The organism is Streptomyces sp. NPDC052301, assembly GCF_044593395.1.
Taxonomy (GTDB): domain Bacteria; phylum Actinomycetota; class Actinomycetes; order Streptomycetales; family Streptomycetaceae; genus Streptomyces.
Genome location: NZ_JBIUBE010000002.1, coordinates 91,678 through 106,531 on the forward strand (window position 1 = coordinate 91,678; position 14,854 = coordinate 106,531).

General features: G+C 74.1%; 13 protein-coding genes and 1 pseudogene. 8 read left to right on the forward strand and 6 right to left on the reverse strand.

Annotated features, from left to right (window positions below; translation table 11 throughout):
• Positions 1-28: 28 nt before the first annotated feature.
• Positions 29-1,090, forward strand: coding sequence for an acyl-CoA dehydrogenase family protein (locus ACIHEJ_RS04060; protein WP_400131991.1), 1,062 nt, complete (start codon positions 29-31; stop codon positions 1,088-1,090).
• On the opposite strand, the gene ACIHEJ_RS04065 is transcribed toward ACIHEJ_RS04060, so the two are convergent.
• Positions 1,073-1,609, reverse strand: a complete 537-nt coding sequence (locus ACIHEJ_RS04065; RefSeq protein ID WP_400131993.1) for an HXXEE domain-containing protein — start codon at positions 1,607-1,609, stop codon at positions 1,073-1,075. The two genes, ACIHEJ_RS04060 and ACIHEJ_RS04065, sit on opposite strands and share 18 nt — an antisense overlap.
• A 222-nt stretch (positions 1,610-1,831) precedes the next feature.
• Between ACIHEJ_RS04065 and ACIHEJ_RS04070 the strand changes: the two genes are divergently transcribed.
• Positions 1,832-2,350, forward strand: a complete 519-nt coding sequence (locus tag ACIHEJ_RS04070) for a hypothetical protein (RefSeq protein WP_400131995.1) — start codon at positions 1,832-1,834, stop codon at positions 2,348-2,350.
• Positions 2,351-2,361: 11 nt separating this feature from the next.
• On the opposite strand, the gene ACIHEJ_RS04075 is transcribed toward ACIHEJ_RS04070, so the two are convergent.
• Complete coding sequence (locus ACIHEJ_RS04075; protein WP_400131997.1) at positions 2,362-2,538, reverse strand: hypothetical protein; 177 nt, start codon at positions 2,536-2,538, stop codon at positions 2,362-2,364.
• Between the two features lie 197 nt (positions 2,539-2,735).
• On the opposite strand from ACIHEJ_RS04075, the gene ACIHEJ_RS04080 reads away from it, so the two are divergent.
• Together ACIHEJ_RS04080 and ACIHEJ_RS04085 are read left to right on the forward strand one after the other, a co-directional pair.
• A complete protein-coding gene (locus ACIHEJ_RS04080) occupies positions 2,736-4,253 on the forward strand; it encodes an SDR family oxidoreductase (RefSeq protein WP_400131999.1) in 1,518 nt (505 codons plus the stop codon).
• A gap of 146 nt (positions 4,254-4,399) precedes the next feature.
• Entirely contained in the window at positions 4,400-5,776 is a 1,377-nt protein-coding gene (locus ACIHEJ_RS04085; RefSeq protein WP_400132001.1) for a cryptochrome/photolyase family protein, read from the forward strand.
• Positions 5,777-5,877: 101 nt separating this feature from the next.
• Here ACIHEJ_RS04085 and ACIHEJ_RS04090 read toward each other — a convergent pair whose 3' ends face one another.
• Positions 5,878-6,888, reverse strand: coding sequence for a MerR family transcriptional regulator (locus tag ACIHEJ_RS04090; RefSeq protein ID WP_400132004.1), 1,011 nt, complete (start codon positions 6,886-6,888; stop codon positions 5,878-5,880).
• A gap of 143 nt (positions 6,889-7,031) precedes the next feature.
• Here ACIHEJ_RS04090 and ACIHEJ_RS04095 point away from each other — a divergent pair, with 143 nt between their 5' ends.
• Positions 7,032-7,598: a sigma-70 family RNA polymerase sigma factor gene (locus tag ACIHEJ_RS04095; protein ID WP_400132006.1), complete on the forward strand. Its 567-nt coding sequence runs from the start codon at positions 7,032-7,034 to the stop codon at positions 7,596-7,598.
• A 174-nt stretch (positions 7,599-7,772) separates the two neighbouring features.
• A complete protein-coding gene (locus ACIHEJ_RS04100; RefSeq protein ID WP_400132008.1) occupies positions 7,773-8,207 on the forward strand; it encodes an SPW repeat protein in 435 nt (144 codons plus the stop codon).
• Here the strand turns inward: ACIHEJ_RS04100 and ACIHEJ_RS04105 are convergent.
• From ACIHEJ_RS04105 to ACIHEJ_RS04115, 3 genes and pseudogenes are all read right to left on the reverse strand, one after another.
• A pseudogene (locus ACIHEJ_RS04105) lies at positions 8,204-8,683 on the reverse strand (SRPBCC domain-containing protein); the annotation flags it as partial. The gene ACIHEJ_RS04100 and the pseudogene ACIHEJ_RS04105 overlap by 4 nt on opposite strands.
• Positions 8,684-8,713: 30 nt before the next feature.
• Positions 8,714-9,226, reverse strand: a complete 513-nt coding sequence (locus ACIHEJ_RS04110) for a GNAT family N-acetyltransferase (RefSeq protein WP_400132009.1) — start codon at positions 9,224-9,226, stop codon at positions 8,714-8,716.
• A gap of 63 nt (positions 9,227-9,289) precedes the next feature.
• Positions 9,290-10,723: an APC family permease gene (locus ACIHEJ_RS04115; protein ID WP_400132011.1), complete on the reverse strand. Its 1,434-nt coding sequence runs from the start codon at positions 10,721-10,723 to the stop codon at positions 9,290-9,292.
• A gap of 117 nt (positions 10,724-10,840) precedes the next feature.
• On the opposite strand from ACIHEJ_RS04115, the gene ACIHEJ_RS04120 reads away from it, so the two are divergent.
• Entirely contained in the window at positions 10,841-12,043 is a 1,203-nt protein-coding gene (locus ACIHEJ_RS04120; RefSeq protein WP_400132835.1) for an ROK family protein, read from the forward strand.
• A gap of 88 nt (positions 12,044-12,131) precedes the next feature.
• The gene (locus ACIHEJ_RS04125) at positions 12,132-14,840 is read left to right on the forward strand and encodes a glycosyl hydrolase 2 galactose-binding domain-containing protein (protein ID WP_400132013.1); all 2,709 of its coding nucleotides are present in this window, start codon (positions 12,132-12,134) and stop codon (positions 14,838-14,840) included.
• The last annotated feature ends 14 nt before the right edge of the window (positions 14,841-14,854 follow it).

Consider the following 14,854-nt stretch of genomic DNA (forward strand, 5'->3'; position numbering starts at 1 on the left):
CCGGGAAATCTTCGGAAGAATCTTCGGCATGACCACCACCGCGCATCCGCTCGTCGTCCGCGCCCGCCGGCTCGCCACGGAGCTGCTCGCCCCCCAGGCCGAGTGGGTCGACCAGGAGGGCGTGCCCGGCAGCCACATCGAGGCGGTGAAGCGGTCAGGGCTGCTCGGGGTGGTCGCGCCGGTCGCGTACGGCGGCTCCGGGGCGCCGCCCGCCGTGCTGCGGGAGACGGCGGAGATCCTGGCCGGGGCGTGCTGTGCGACGTGGTTCGTGCAGACCCAGCACCACACGCCGGTGCAGACCCTGGCGCAGAGCGAACTGCCGGTGAGGGAACGGCTGCTGGGCCCCTTGTCCCGCGGCGAGCTGCTGTCCGGGGTGGCCTACGCGCACCTGCGGGCGTATCCGCACGTCCCGGTGCGGGTGCACCGGGAGGCGGACGGCTGGCGGTTCGACGGGACGGTGCCCTGGTACACGGGGTGGGGACTGAACGACGTGATGATGCTGGCGGGCATGACCGCCGCCGGTGAGGTGCTGTTCGCCTTCACCGAGGCGCGCGACCAGCCGGGGCTGCGGGCGTCGACGCCGCTGCGGCTGGCGGCCCTCACCGCCGCGCGTACGGTGTCGCTGGACCTGGACGGGCTCTGGCTGCCCGAGGAGGCCGTGGCACTGCGGGCACCGTACGCGGCCTGGGCACCCGGGGACCGGGCCCGGACGCTGAACGCCGGCCCGGCGGTCTTCGGGATCGCGGAGGCCGCCCTGTCGCTGCTGGACGAGGAGACCGCCGGCCCGCTGCGGTCCCGGCTCGCGGACGTCCGCCGCCGGGCCTACGCCCTGGCCGACCATCCGGTGCCGCAGGAGCGGGCCGACGAGCGGCTGGCGGTGCGCGCGGAGGCGTACGAGATGCTGCGGACGGCCACCACCGCGGCGGTGGTGGCCGGGGGCGGCCGCTCGATGGCCCTGACCAGCCGGGCGCAGCGGCTGGCCCGGGAGGGGTTGTTCCTGCTGGTGCAGGGGCAGACCGCCGAGTCGCGCGAGGCGCATCTGCGGGCGCTGGCGCACGGCGAGGCGTCGCGCTCAGCGCCGCCGCAGTAGAGCGCGGGCCAGGGTGTGGGTGCCCACCGCCGCCACCGCGGCGAAGGCGAGGCCCTCGGTCAGGTCGCGGGGGCGTGCGGGAGGCAGGGCGCCGGCCCGGCGCAGGCGGGCGCGGGCCCACACCGTGAAGGGGAGCACCACCAGGGGCGTGGTCACGGATCCCGGGGTGTATCCGCGCACGGTCGCGGCCTGGGCCAGGTGGACCAGGCCGTGCAGGCCGAAGCCGTTGAGTGCCGTCCGGTAGGCGGCGGAGCGGCCCCCGGTGCGCCGGCCGTCGGCAGCCGCCGCGGCCACCACGACGCCCATCGCGGCGACCGCGGTGCTGAACTCGCGGCCGTCCACGGCCTCCATCTGCCGCCACACCGTCCCGGGCACCCGGGGGAACCGCTTGCGCAGCTCCGGCACATGGGTTCGCAGCCAGCGCGGCAGCATGACCAGTTCCTCCGTGTCGTGCACGGCCCACGCGGCCAGCAGGCCCCAAGTGACGGCCCCGGGCAGCTCGTTCGACTCTCGTTCCATGAACCCGCAGTCTGCCAGGGCAGGTTGCGCATCACGCGGACGGCACCTGTCCCGAGGGAGCGGCCGCCGTACCGTCGGGGTGCGTCCACAGCCCCTGTGCCGCGAGCCGCGGCGAGACGCCCTCGCCGAACCAGTACGCCTCCTCCGGGCGCCGGTCGGGGTGAGCGCCCCGGCGAAACCCCTGTGCTGCGGGCGTTCCGGGCCGCGCACCCAGTCAACCGGGTGGAAGTGGAGGCGGACATCCCACGCTCACCGGCGGAGGGCGGGTGGGACCTGGGGCTGATCAACCGTCTCGACGGCGACGACGTGCCCGCGGGCCTGGACTCCGGCCGAACTGCTGCGCGGGCGGCCCCGGCAGTCCGCTCCCTCGGCCGCCACCACGGCATCGCGGGCACGCCGACCAGGCGGCGCACGCACACCACCCGGACCGGGTATGGGGTGCACCGCTACGTGCACCGGCTGCCGGCCGGCCGCATCCCGGTCTTCTCGTACCCCGCCGACGGCGCGGAGACGGGCGAGCCGATGGTGGCCGAGGGGCTGGAGGCGACCGTCCTGCCCGACTTCAGCATCGTCGGCGACCCGCCCGAGCGGTCCGGCACCCTCACGTGCCGCCCGCTCGCCGACGGGTCGCCCCGGGTGCTGCCGGCGCTCCAGCGGCGGCGGGCGGAGTCGGTGCCGCGGGCCGGCGGCGATCTCCACGCGGCTTTCGTCCGCCGGACGCGGGAGCCGGCGGACCGCTGAGGCCCGCGAGGTCAGGCACGGCCGTCGTCGTCCTGCCGGTCGACCACGACGAGGAAGGCGTCGGACCTCAGGTCCATCACCACGGTCGCGGGTTGTCCCTCGGCACGGCGGGCCGCCGCGTACTCCTCGGCCGGCCAGGACCCACGCGGCGCCCCGGCGGGGAACCGCTCCAACACCTTCGCAGCCATGACTGCCGGTCACCTCCACCGATCTCGTCGTACGGAAGGTACGTCCTGTACCTCTCGCCTGCCCCGGACAGCGGCGGACATGTCACCCGGCCGGGCCTGCGGAGGCCCCCGGAGAGGGAGACACGGCGGCCGTGCATCCGCCCGGGGTGCGCGGCGGGAAGGGCTTGGCGGAACCACCGACGCGGAGGACCTGAGCGATGAACGACCACGAGCCGACGGAACGACTGCGCTGTCTGGTCACGGGCGCGACCGGCTACATCGGCGGGCGGCTGGTGCCGGAGCTGCTGGCCGCCGGACACCGGGTGCGCTGCCTGGCCCGCTCCCCGGGCAAGCTCCGCGACCATCCGTGGGCGAACGAGGTGGAGACCGTCCGGGGCGACGTGACCGACGCGGGCTCGGTCGCCGAGGCGATGCGCGACGTCGACGTCGCCTACTACCTGGTGCACGCGCTCGGCACCGGCAAGGACTTCGAGGCGGCCGACCGCCGGGCGGCCCGGATCTTCGGCGACCGGGCGCGGGCGGCCGGCGTGCGCCGCATCGTCTATCTGGGCGGTCTCACCCCGGCCGGTGTTCCCGAGGAGGATCTCTCCCCGCACCTGAGCTCCCGCGCGGAGGTCGGCCGCGTCCTCCTGGCGTCGGGCGTACCGACCGCCGTGCTGCGGGCCGCGGTCGTCATCGGCTCCGGCTCCGCCTCCTTCGAGATGCTGCGCCACCTCACCGAACGGCTGCCGGTGATGATCACGCCGAGCTGGGTGCACACCCGGATCCAGCCCATCGCCGTACGCGACGTGCTGCGCCTGCTCGCGGGCTGCGCGCGGCTGCCCGGTGACGTCAACCGGGCCTTCGACATCGGCGGCCCGGAGGTCCTGACGTACCGGGAGATGATGCTCCGCTACGCGCGCGTGGCGGGCCTGCCGCCCCGGGTGATCCTGCCCGTGCCGGTCCTCACGCCGGGCCTGTCCAGCCTCTGGGTGGGCCTGGTCACCCCGGTCCCGGCGTCCCTCGCCCGGCCGCTGACCGAGTCGCTGCGGCACGAGGTGGTCTGCCACGAGCGGGACATCACCCGGTACGTGCCGGACCCGCCGGGGCATCCGCTCGGCTTCGAGGAGGCGGTACGGCTGGCCCTGCGGCGGGTCCGCGAGGCACAGGTGATCACTCGCTGGTCGTCGGCGGCGGTGCCCGGGACGCCGAGCGATCCGCTGCCCACCGACCCCGACTGGGCCGGCGGCAGCCTCTACACCGACCACCGGGGGGCGGCCGTGGACGCCCCGGTGGGCGAGCTGTGGCGGGTGATCGAGGGCGTCGGCGGTGAGAACGGCTGGTACTCCTTCCCGCTCGCCTGGAGCCTGCGCGGCTGGCTGGACCGGCTCGTCGGCGGGGTCGGCCTGCGCCGGGGCCGCCGGGACGAGCAGCGGCTGCGGGTCGGCGACTCCCTGGACTTCTGGCGGGTCGAGGAGATCGAGCGGGGCCGGCTGCTGCGGCTGCGGGCCGAGATGCGGCTGCCCGGCCTCGCCTGGCTGGAGATGTACGCCGAGCCGGACGGCGACGGGCGCAGCCGCTATCGCCAGCGCGCCCTGTTCCACCCGCACGGCCTGCTCGGGCAGGCCTACTGGTGGGGCGTCTCGCCCTTCCACGCCGTCGTGTTCGGCGGGATGGCCCGCAACATCGCGCGGGCGGCGGCCCGGCGCACCCCGGACACCGCGTCCGCCCGATGACACCCCGTCCGCGGGGCCCCGCCGGGCCGGAACGGCTGACGCCTGCATCCGCCGGGCGCGCCGGGCCGGAACGGTTGAAGTCGGCATTCGCGGAGCCCTTGAGCCGCCGTCGTCCGCCGTCCACCTCCCGCTCCCGGAGCCGCACCATGTACGTCTCGGTCGTCCTGTTCACCGCCGACCTCCGTCTGCACGACCACCCGCCCCTGCGGGCCGCGCTGGGCGGGGCCCGCGAGGTGGTCCCCCTCTTCGTGCGTGACCGTGCCGTGGCGGAAGCGGGGTTCGCCGCGCCCAACCGGCTGGCCTTCCTCGCCGACTGTCTGCGGGATCTGGACGCGGAGCTGCGCGAGTGCGGCGGGCGGCTCGTGGTGCGCTCCGGTGACGTGGTGGAGGAGGTGTGCAAGGTGGCCGCGGAGGCCGATGCCGACGAGGTGCACCTGGCGGCCGACGTCAGCGCCTACGCCGGGCGACGGGAACGGCGGCTGCGGCGCGCGCTGGAGACGGACGGGCGGCGGCTGCACGTCCACGACACGGTGACCACCGCGGTGGCGCCCGGCGCGGTGACCCCGGCCGCCTCCGATCACTTCGCCGTGTTCACCCCGTACTTCCGCAGGTGGTCGGAGCAGCGGCTGCGGGACCCGCTCGCGGCCCCCCGTGCGGTGCGCGTGCCGGACGGCATCGGCTCGGAGGACCTGCCGTCCCGTACCGCGCCGTCGGGGGTCTCGCCGGGGCTGGCCGTGGGCGGCGAGCGGGAGGGCAGGAAGCGGCTCACCGCCTGGCTCCGCTCGGGCGCGGCCGGCTACGCGGACGGGCACGACGACCTGGCCGGGGACGCGACCTCCCGGCTCTCGCCGCATCTGCACTTCGGCACCCTGTCCCCGGTCGAACTCGTCCACCGGGCGCGCCGGACGGGTGGCCCGGGCGCGGAGGCGTTCGTGCGACAGCTCGCCTGGCGCGACTTCCACCGGCAGGTCCTCGCGGCCCGGCCCGCCGCCGCCCGCGCCGACTACCGCACCCGGCACGACCGCTGGCGGTCCGAGCAGACCGCCCGTGCGGACATCGAGGCGTGGCGGGAGGGCCGTACCGGCTATCCGGTGGTCGACGCGGCGATGCGCCAGCTGCGGCACGAGGGCTGGATGCACAACCGCGGGCGCCTGCTGACCGCGAGCTTCCTGGCCAAGACGCTGTACGTCGACTGGCGTGTCGGCGCCCGCCACTTCCTGGACTGGCTGGTGGACGGGGACGTGGCCAACAACCAGCTGAACTGGCAGTGGGTGGCGGGCACCGGCACGGACACCCGCCCGCACCGGGTCCTGAACCCCCTCGCCCAGGCCAGGCGGTACGACCCCGACGGTGCGTACGTACGGCGCTGGGTGCCCGAGCTGGAAGGGGTGGCGGGCGGCGCGGTGCACGAGCCGTGGAAGCTCCCGGCCCCGGCCCGGGAGCGCCTCACCGGCTACCCGGACCCGATCGTCGACCTCACCGAGTGCCTGGCCCGCTTCAGACACGCCCGGGGCCGGGACTGACCGAACGACCACGACGGCGCGCCCGCGGCGCGCCACCCTCCCCCGGCGGACGGCGGAACGATGCCCACCCCCGGTGCTGGGCCGACGGCCGTCTCCCGGCGTCAGGGGTGTGCCGGTCCCGGGCTCGGGGCGGTCCGGGAGTGCTGTGCCGCCGTCAGGAGGTCGAGTGCCTCGCGCAGTCCGGACGGGCGGGGCATGCCGCGAGTGAGCCGGCCGGCCCAGCCCGGGCCGGCGAGCAGCACCAGTGGCCCCGTGCGGGCGCCCTTGACTCCCCACTCCATGGCCGCGATGTGCTCGGCCAGCGGCAGGCTCGCCGTGGAGCGTGCCTGCGCCCACAGCAGCACGGCGGCCGGCCCCAGGCGCCGTACCGCCGCCACGAGCGCCTCCGCCGGGACGGCGGCGCCGAACATGCGCGTCGGGACGGGGACATGGCTCAGCGCGGCGTTGAGCGCCTCCAGCGGGAGGGTGTGCTGCTCGCCGGGGACACAGGCCAGGACGACGGGTGCCGGGCCGCCGAGGTCGTCGGCCGGCCCGGGCCGGCGGGTGTGCCGGCGCAGGGTCGTGGAGACGTGCCAGGACAGCAGGTGCTCCACCTCGACGTACCGATCGCCCGACGAGGCCCACTTGCGGCCCACGGCGTGCAGTGCCGGCGCCATCACGTCCTGCCAGGCGGCCACCACCCCGTACGCGGTGACGACGGCCTCCAGCCCCTCCTCGAGGGCGGGTGCGTCCAGCCGCACGGCCGCACGGGCCAGGCCTCGGCCGTGCCGGCCCGGGGAGGCCGGGGAAGGGGTGCCGGTGCCGGTCGTGCGCGGTCGCGCGGCCGGCAGGGGTCCGGCGGTGTCACCCCCCACAGTTCCCTGGTTCGTGCGCTCCCGCGCGGCGCGGGCGGCCTCCGCGGGCGGCACGCCGGACGCGGTCAGCCGGCACATCGCCTCCAGCACGGCCACGTCGCCCGGCGCCCAGCGGCGGTGCCGGCGGTCGGTGCGGGCGGCCGGGCCGATGCCGTAACGGCGGTCCCAGGACCGCAGCGTGGTGGGCGAGACGCCGAGCCTGCGGGCGAGCGCACCCGTGGTCAGCCCCGGCTCCCCGGCCCTCTCGGACGTGCCCATGCGACGACTATACGACGCACAACCGATGCGGGTTGAGGGCATGACGGACCAGCTCCGACGATGGGGCCCAAGGAAGGGACCGGGGCGAGACCCGTCACGTCGCCCCGTCCGCACCCACGCCCCCGCGGGAAGGAGCCGTCGTCATGAGCCCGCTGACGACCGTCGGCGACGAGGAACTGGCCCGGGGCCTGGCGGCCGGCGACGACGCCTGTCTCACCGCGGCCTATCAACGCTGGTCGGGCCTGGTGCACACACTGGCCCGTCGCTCGCTCGGCGACGCCGGGGAGGCCGAGGACGTCACCCAGCAGGTGTTCCTCGGCGCCTGGCGCGGGCACGCCGGCTACCGGCCCGAGCGCGGCGCACCGGCCGGGTGGATCGTCGGCATCGCCCGGCACCGGATCGCCGACGCCCTGTCCGCGCGGACCCGCCGCGGCGAGCTGGCCGCCGCTGCCACCGAGGTGCTGGCGCGGACCGAGCGGGACGCCGACCGGCCCGAGGCCGTCCTGGACCGTGTGCTCGTGCGCGACGAGCTGGCGCGGCTCCCGGCGGACCAACAGCGCGTGCTGCGCCTCGCCTACTTCGAGGATCTGACCCAGAGCCAGATCGCCGAGCGCACCGGGTGGCCGCTGGGCACGGTCAAGAGCCACACCCGCCGGGGCCTGCGCCGACTGCGGCGCAACCTGTGCGCCGCCGACGACGAGACCCTCTGAGCGGACCGCGGACGCACAGACGCTGCACGAACGATGCACGGCACGCCGTGAAGGCGTCCGCACCCGCGCACACCTCTACACATAAAGAAGAAATAAGAGCAAACTGAATGAAGCGGCGCTTACCGCACTCCGCACCAGACGCGGTCTGGCCTGCACAGTCAAAGGAGACGAGTCATGGCCAACCTCCACAGGGGTGACATCTCCAGCCACCCTGATGTCTCCGAAATGCGCGACCGTTACGCCCGCATGCTCGGCGGGCGCGACGTGGCGCTCGTGGACGGGCCGGTGTTCCTGCTCGGCCTGTACTGCGCGGCATCGCCGTGGATCGTTCACTACGCGGCGAGCCAGCCGGCCCTCGCGACCCACAACCTGATCATGGGAATCGCGATAGGCCTGCTGGCGCTGGGATTCACCAGGGCACCCGAGCGGATGTACGGCCTCAGCTGGGCCATGTGCGCCCTGGGCATCTGGATGATCATCGCTCCTTGGATCGTGGGCAGCAGCCCCGACGTGGGCGTCGTCGTCAACAACGTCGTCATCGGCGGACTGGCGATCGTCCTCGGACTCGTATGCGCCGGCACGGCGGCGAGGAGCGCACCCAGGCCCTAGGAGGAGACGCGAGGAAGGAAGCACAGGAAGCACCGGACACAGGAACGACGGAAAGGGCCGGTCCGCCTGGGCGGACCGGCCCTTCCCCGCGCCCGCCCGGCGGACGGCCCTCCCCGCCCTCCGCGGCCCGGCACCGTCCACGGCTCCTGCGGCAGCGCCCGGCCGGTCTCCAGCGACGACTTCGGGTTCGACGGCACGGCCGGCGAGCCGGAGGCGAGGTACGAGCGCTCGCCCCCGTCGTCGAGGTCCTCATGGGTGACGGCGGGCCGGACGATGTCCTCGTGCTGCCGGATGGCGAAGGTGACCCGGGAGTGCCGGTCCTCCTGCCCCTCCCGGTCGGGCGCGGCCCAGGTGGTGACCAGCCGGGTCGGCGGCTCGCTCGTGACGACCCGGCCGACCACGTCGGCGAGGCCGGAGCCGTCGGTGCGGACGTGCTCCCAGCGCGAGCCGGGCCGCCTGCACGTCGAACCGCGGCTGCGCGACCACCTGCCACTCGGGGGATCGGCTCAGCCCGTCACGACGAAGGAGATCCACGCGTCCGGCGGCAGTTCCGGGCGCTCCGGCACCGGTCGCAGCTCGCGCGTCCAGGCGTCCTGGGCGACGTCATCGGCGACGCGCTGCCAGAAGCGCACGGCCGCCCGGTTGTCCTCCTGGAAGGCGATCTCCCAGGGCCCGGGGTGCCGCCCGAGCACCTCGCGCACCGCGTGCAGCCCGATGCCCCGGCGCCGCGCCCCGCGCACCACGAAGAAGCTGTTCAGCACGCGCACCGGGCCGTCCAGCCCGCGCACGAAGGCGAGTCCGGCGGGGCGCTCGCCGCAGACCAGCAGGTACGGCAGCCAGCCAGGCGCGGTGAAGGCGTGCTCGAGGCGGTCGCTGCGGAAGGTGCCGTCGGCGCCGGGCAGCACGCCGTAGAACTCGGACAGGTCGTGCCGGAACATCAGCCACAACCGTTCCACGGTGGGCCGGTCCTCGGCGGTCGCGAGGCGGACGGAGACGTCGGGAGTGCGTATGTCGGTCATGAAACGGATCCTCCCCGGCGGACAGGTTCCGGGCCGGGGAGGATCGCACGTACAGGCGTCACTCTAGCTCACCGCGACGACGTTGTACTCCTCGCTGACCTCCTTCGCGCCGAACGGCCACACTTTCTCCAGCCGTGCCCAGACCAGGAACGCCACACAGCCGAGGGCGAGCCAGGCCAGGGACCACTCGATGGGATGGCGGCCCGGGGAGTTCTTGTCGGCGTACCCGTAGATGACGCACCAGCCGGCGAAGGCGACCATGCCGGGGAGGGGGTACAGCCACATCCGGTAGGGGCGGGGCATGTCCGGCTGCCGCCTGCGCAGGACCGTCAGGGCGATGATCTGGGCGAGCGCCTGGACGATCACCATCACCGTGGTGAGCAGCTGGATCAGGGTGGCGAGGTCGGTGTGGCGGCCGATGAGGAACCCTACGGCGGTGATCACGCCCATGGTGGCCAGGCCCAGCATCGGAAACCGGTGCCTCGGGTGCAGCCGCTCGTACGGCCGGAAGAAGACCCGGTCGCGGGCGGCGTCGTAGGGCACCCGGGAGCCGCCCAGCAGCCCGGTGAACACCGAGGCGAACGCGGTGACCAGGATGAGCACGGTGACCGTGTCGGCGGCCCCCTTGCCCCACGTCTCCTCCAGCACCGCGGAGGCCACCGAGGTGGAGGCGATGTCGTGCGGGTCCGCCATCCGGTGCCAGTCGACGACGCCGAGGGTGCCGATCTGCAACAGCAGGTAGATCGCCATGATGCCGAGGATCGAGAAGAGGATCGAGCGGGGCAGCGCACGGCCCGGGTTCTTGATCTCGGCGCCCATGTAGGCGGTGGTGTTGTAGCCGAGGTAGTCGTAGATGCCGATGGTCAGGCCCCCGGCGAAGCCGAGCCAGAAGTGGTCGCTCGCCAGGTCGAAGGCGTGGGCGGGGTAGGTGAAGGCCAGGTGCGGGCTGAAGTCGGTGGCCGCCGCGACGATCACCAGCAGCACGGAGGCGATCATCACGGTCCACATCACGGCGGTGATCCGGGCGATGTGCTCGATGCCGCGCCAGAGCAGGAGGACGACCAGGGCGATGACGCCCAGTCCGATCAGGTCGCCTTCCGTGCGGCCCAGGCCCGGGGCGAGATAGCCCAGGTACTGGACGAAGCCGACCACGCCCGTGGACATGATCAGCGGGATGAAGAGCATCGCCGTCCACACGAAGAGGAACGGCATGAGGCGGCCGGTGCGGTACTGGAAGGCCTGGCGCAGATAGAGGTAACTGCCGCCGGAGCCGGGCATCGAGGCGCCCAGCTCGGCCCAGACCAGTCCGTCGCACAAGGCGAGGACCGCGCCGGCGACGAAGCCGATGACCGCCTGCGGACCGCCGAACGCGGCGACCATCAGCGGGATGGTCACGAACGGGCCGATGCCGCACATCTGGCTCATGTTGATGGCCGTCGCCTGGAACAGGCCGACGCGACGGACGAATCCACCCGTGGGTGGCGGGCTACCGGACATGGGGTCTCCTGACGCGACGGGCGCTCGGCGGCACCCGGCGGGGCCGACTGGCCGATAAAGTTAAGGAGCCTTACTAGACGCGTCAAGTATGCGCGGGGAATGCACGAGAATGGTGCGATGGCCGCCGGTGACGTCATGGATCAGCAGGAACAGCCCTGGAGCCGCAGGCGGCTGCGCAGCACCAACGAGCGGCTGCTGCTGGACCGGCTGCGCACCCTCGGCACCGCGTCCCGCGCCCAACTGGCCCGGGAGACCGGCCTGTCGAAGCCGACGGTCTCCAGCGCCCTGGCCTCGCTGGAGACGGCCGGCCTGGTGCACGAGGTCGGCACCCACGCCCCGGAGCGCGGACGCACGGCCGTGCTCTACGCCCCCGACCCGGCCGCCGGGCACGCGCTGGGCGTGGACATCGGCCGGGGCTGGCTGCGGGTGGCGGTGGTGGACCTGGACGGCACGGTCGTCGCCCGGGCCGACGTGCGCAACCGGGCCCGAGCCTCCGCCGCCCTGGCCGGCCTGGTCGTGGACACCGCCCGCCAGGTGATCGCGAACTCGGGCGTGGACCCGGCGGAGGTGGTCCACGGGGTGGTCGGCACGCCCGGGGTGTACGACGAGCAGCGGCGGCGGGTGCGGTACGCGATGCACCTGCCGGGCTGGGGGCGCGCCGGACTCGTCGACCGGATACGCGAGGAGCTGGGAGTGCCCCTGGAGGTGCACAACGACGCCAATCTGGCGGCGCTCGGCGAGTACACGTACGGCGTCGGCGCGGGCAGCCGGCTGTTCGCGTACCTGCTGATCGGCACCGGTCTCGGCATGGGGGTCGTCAGCGAGGGCCGCCTGTTCACCGGGGCGCACGGGCTGGCCGGGGAGATCGGCTTCCTGCCCTGGCCGGGGCGGCGGAAGCCCGAGCATCTGGAGGGCGCGGTGTCCGGGGTGGCCGTGGTGGAGGCCGCCCGGCACTTCGGGATGAGCGGGCAGCTCACGGCGAAGGCCGTCTTCGACGCGGCCCGCCAGGGCGACCCGGCCGCGGTGCGGGCGGTCGAGCTGGAGGGCGAGCGGATCGCGCACACCGTGGCGGCGGCCACCGCCGTGCTCGACCCGGACCTCGTGGTGCTCGGCGGCGGGGTCGGCCACAGCGTCGACCTGCTGCTCGGCCCGGTCCAGGACCGGCTGCGCGCCCTCACCCCGCTGCGTCCGCGGATCGCCCCGAGCCGGCTCGGCGAGGACGCGGTGCTGCTCGGGGCGGTCGCCACGGCCCTGGACACGGCCAGGGAGCTGGTCTTCGCACGCCGAACGGCCGAGCAGGCGGCGGGTCACCGGCCCTGACGGCCACGGTCGTTGACACTCTGGGTACCGCGCCCTAGCGTGAAGCCGGTTAGTAAAGTTTCCTAACTTTACGAGGCTGGAGACCGCCGTGTTCCGTCGCCCCGCCCACCGCCGCAGGCTCGTCACGGCCGCCGTGACCTTCGGGCTGCTCGCCCCGCTCACCGCCGGCGCCTGGGACACGGCACCGCGGCACCGGCCGGCCCGGATCACCACCGTCCCCTCCGCCGCCGGCACCGCCACCCCGCTCGCCGGCTACGCGATCCAGTCCTCGGCGAAGGTGAGCGACTCCCCTCGGGCCATCTCCTCCCCCGGCTATCCGGCGACGGACTGGCACCCGGCGGGCCCCCGGTCCACGGTCCTGGCCGCCCTGCTCGCCGACGGCGTGTACGCCGACCCGTTCCACTCCACGAACCTGCAGAAGATCCCGCGCGCCGACTTCGAGGTGCCCTGGTGGTACCGGTCCGACTTCACCGTCGAGGACACCGCCCGGCGCACCTCCCTCGACGTGAGCGGCGTGATCTCGGCGGCGGACGTGTACGTCAACGGGCAGCAGGTGGCCCGGGCGTCGGACGTCACCGGCGCCTACACCCGGCACGAGCTGGACATCACCTCGCTGGTCAGGGCCGGCACCAACACGGTGGCCCTGCGGATCCGGCCGAACGATCCGAACAAGGACCTCACCATGGGGTGGCTCGACTGGCTCCAGCCACCGCCCGACCGGAACATGGGCATCGTCCGTGACGTCGTGGTCCGCAGGGGCGGCCCGGTCGCGCTGCGCGACGCGCACGTGGTCACCGGCCTGGCCATGCCGTCGCTGGCCACCGCCGACCTGACGGTGCGGGCCCGGGCCCGGAACGACTCCGGCACCGGTGTCACGGCGGAGATCTCCGGCCGGGTCGCCGGCACGCGTTTCACCAAGGCCGTGCCGCTGGCCGCCCACGAGACGAAGACCGTCACCTTCTCCCCCGCCGACGTCCCCGGCCTGCATCTCACCTCGCCGCAGGTGTGGTGGCCGGCCGGCATGGGCGACCAGCCGCTGTACGACCTCGACCTCACCGCGACCGTCGCCGGTACGACGTCGGACACCGCGCACACCACCTTCGGCATCCGGGACGTGCGGGCACCGTTGAACGCCGACGGCGCCCGTCAGTACCGGATCAACGGCCGCCCGCTGCTGGTCAAGGGCGGCGGCTGGTCCCCGGACGAGTTCCTGCGCTGGGACCGCTCCTACGTCGAGGACCGGCTGAAGTACGCCGTCGACCTGGGCCTGAACACCATCCGCCTGGAAGGCCACCTGGAGCCCGACGAGTTCTTCGACCTGGCCGACCGCCACGGCGTCCTCACGCTGCCGGGCTGGGAGTGCTGCGACAAGTGGGAGGGCGAGGTCAACGCGGACGGCTCCGGGGAGAAGTGGAGCGAGACCGACCATGTGGTCGCGAAGGCGTCCATGGCCGCAGAGGCCGCCCGGCTGCGCGACCACCCGAGCGTGCTCTCCTTCCTGATCGGCAGCGACGCCGCCCCCGACGCACGGATCGAGAAGGACTACCTGGACGCACTGAAGGCCGCCGACTGGCCCACCCCCGTGGTCCCCGCCGCCTCCGAGGAATCCTCGCCGCAGCTCGGCGGCTCGGGCATGAAGATGACCGGCCCCTACGAGTGGGTGCCGCCCGACTACTGGTACGCCAAGCGCGAGGGCGGGGCGACCGGCTTCAACTCCGAGACCAGCGCGGGCCCGAGCATCCCCACCCTGGACACCCTGCGGCGGATGATGACACCCGCCGAGCTCGACTCGCTCTGGAAGGACCCGGACGCCCCGCAGTACCACCGCTCGCCGTCCTCCGTCTTCGGCACGCTCAAGATCTACGACAAGGCCCTCGCCGGGCGCTACGGCACCCCCACCGGCCTCACCGACTACGTGCGCAAGGCCCAGCTGGCCCAGTACGAGAACGTCCGGGCCCAGTTCGAGGCGTACGGGCGCAACGCGACGGACGCCAGCCGGCCCGCCACCGGGGTGATCCACTGGATGTTCAACAGTGGCTGGACGTCCCTGCACTGGCAGCTGACGGACCGCTACCTCGACCAGAACGGCTCCTACTTCGGCGCGAAGAAGGCGAACGAGCCGTTGCACATCCAGTACTCCTACGACGACCGCTCGGTCGTCGTGGTGAACCGCCGGCACACGCCCGCGCAGGGCCTCACCGCACGGGCCACCCTGTACGACCCCGACGGCACGCAGCGGTACGACAGGGCCGTGCCCGCCGTGACGGTGGACGGAGACGGCGCGCACACCACCGCTCTCACCCTGCCGTCCTCGGTGAGCGGGCCGGCGCGGACCCACCTGCTCCGCCTGGTGCTGACGGACCCGGCCGGCCAGGAGGTCAGCCGGAACGTCTACTGGCTGTCCACCCGGCCCGACATGCTCGACTGGAGCGGCACGACCTGGTACTACACGCCGACGACGAGCTACGCCGACCTCACAGGGCTCGCCTCGATGGCACAGGTCCCCGTGTCCGCGACGGCGGCGACCACGTCGGCGGACGGTACGTCGACCACGACCGTGACCCTGCGCAACACCGGGAGCGCACGGACCCCGGCGCTGCTGACGGACGTGCACCTCGTCGACGGCCGGGGCGCGCCGGTCCTGCCGGTGCGCTGGTCGGACAACGAGGTGAGCCTGTGGCCGGGCGAGTCGGTGACGCTGACCGCCACCTACCGGACGGCCGACCTGCGCGGATCGGCGCCCCGGGTACGCGTCTCCGGCTGGAACACGCCGGAGCGGACGCTCCCGGCGGCGTGACGGTACGGGGGTGG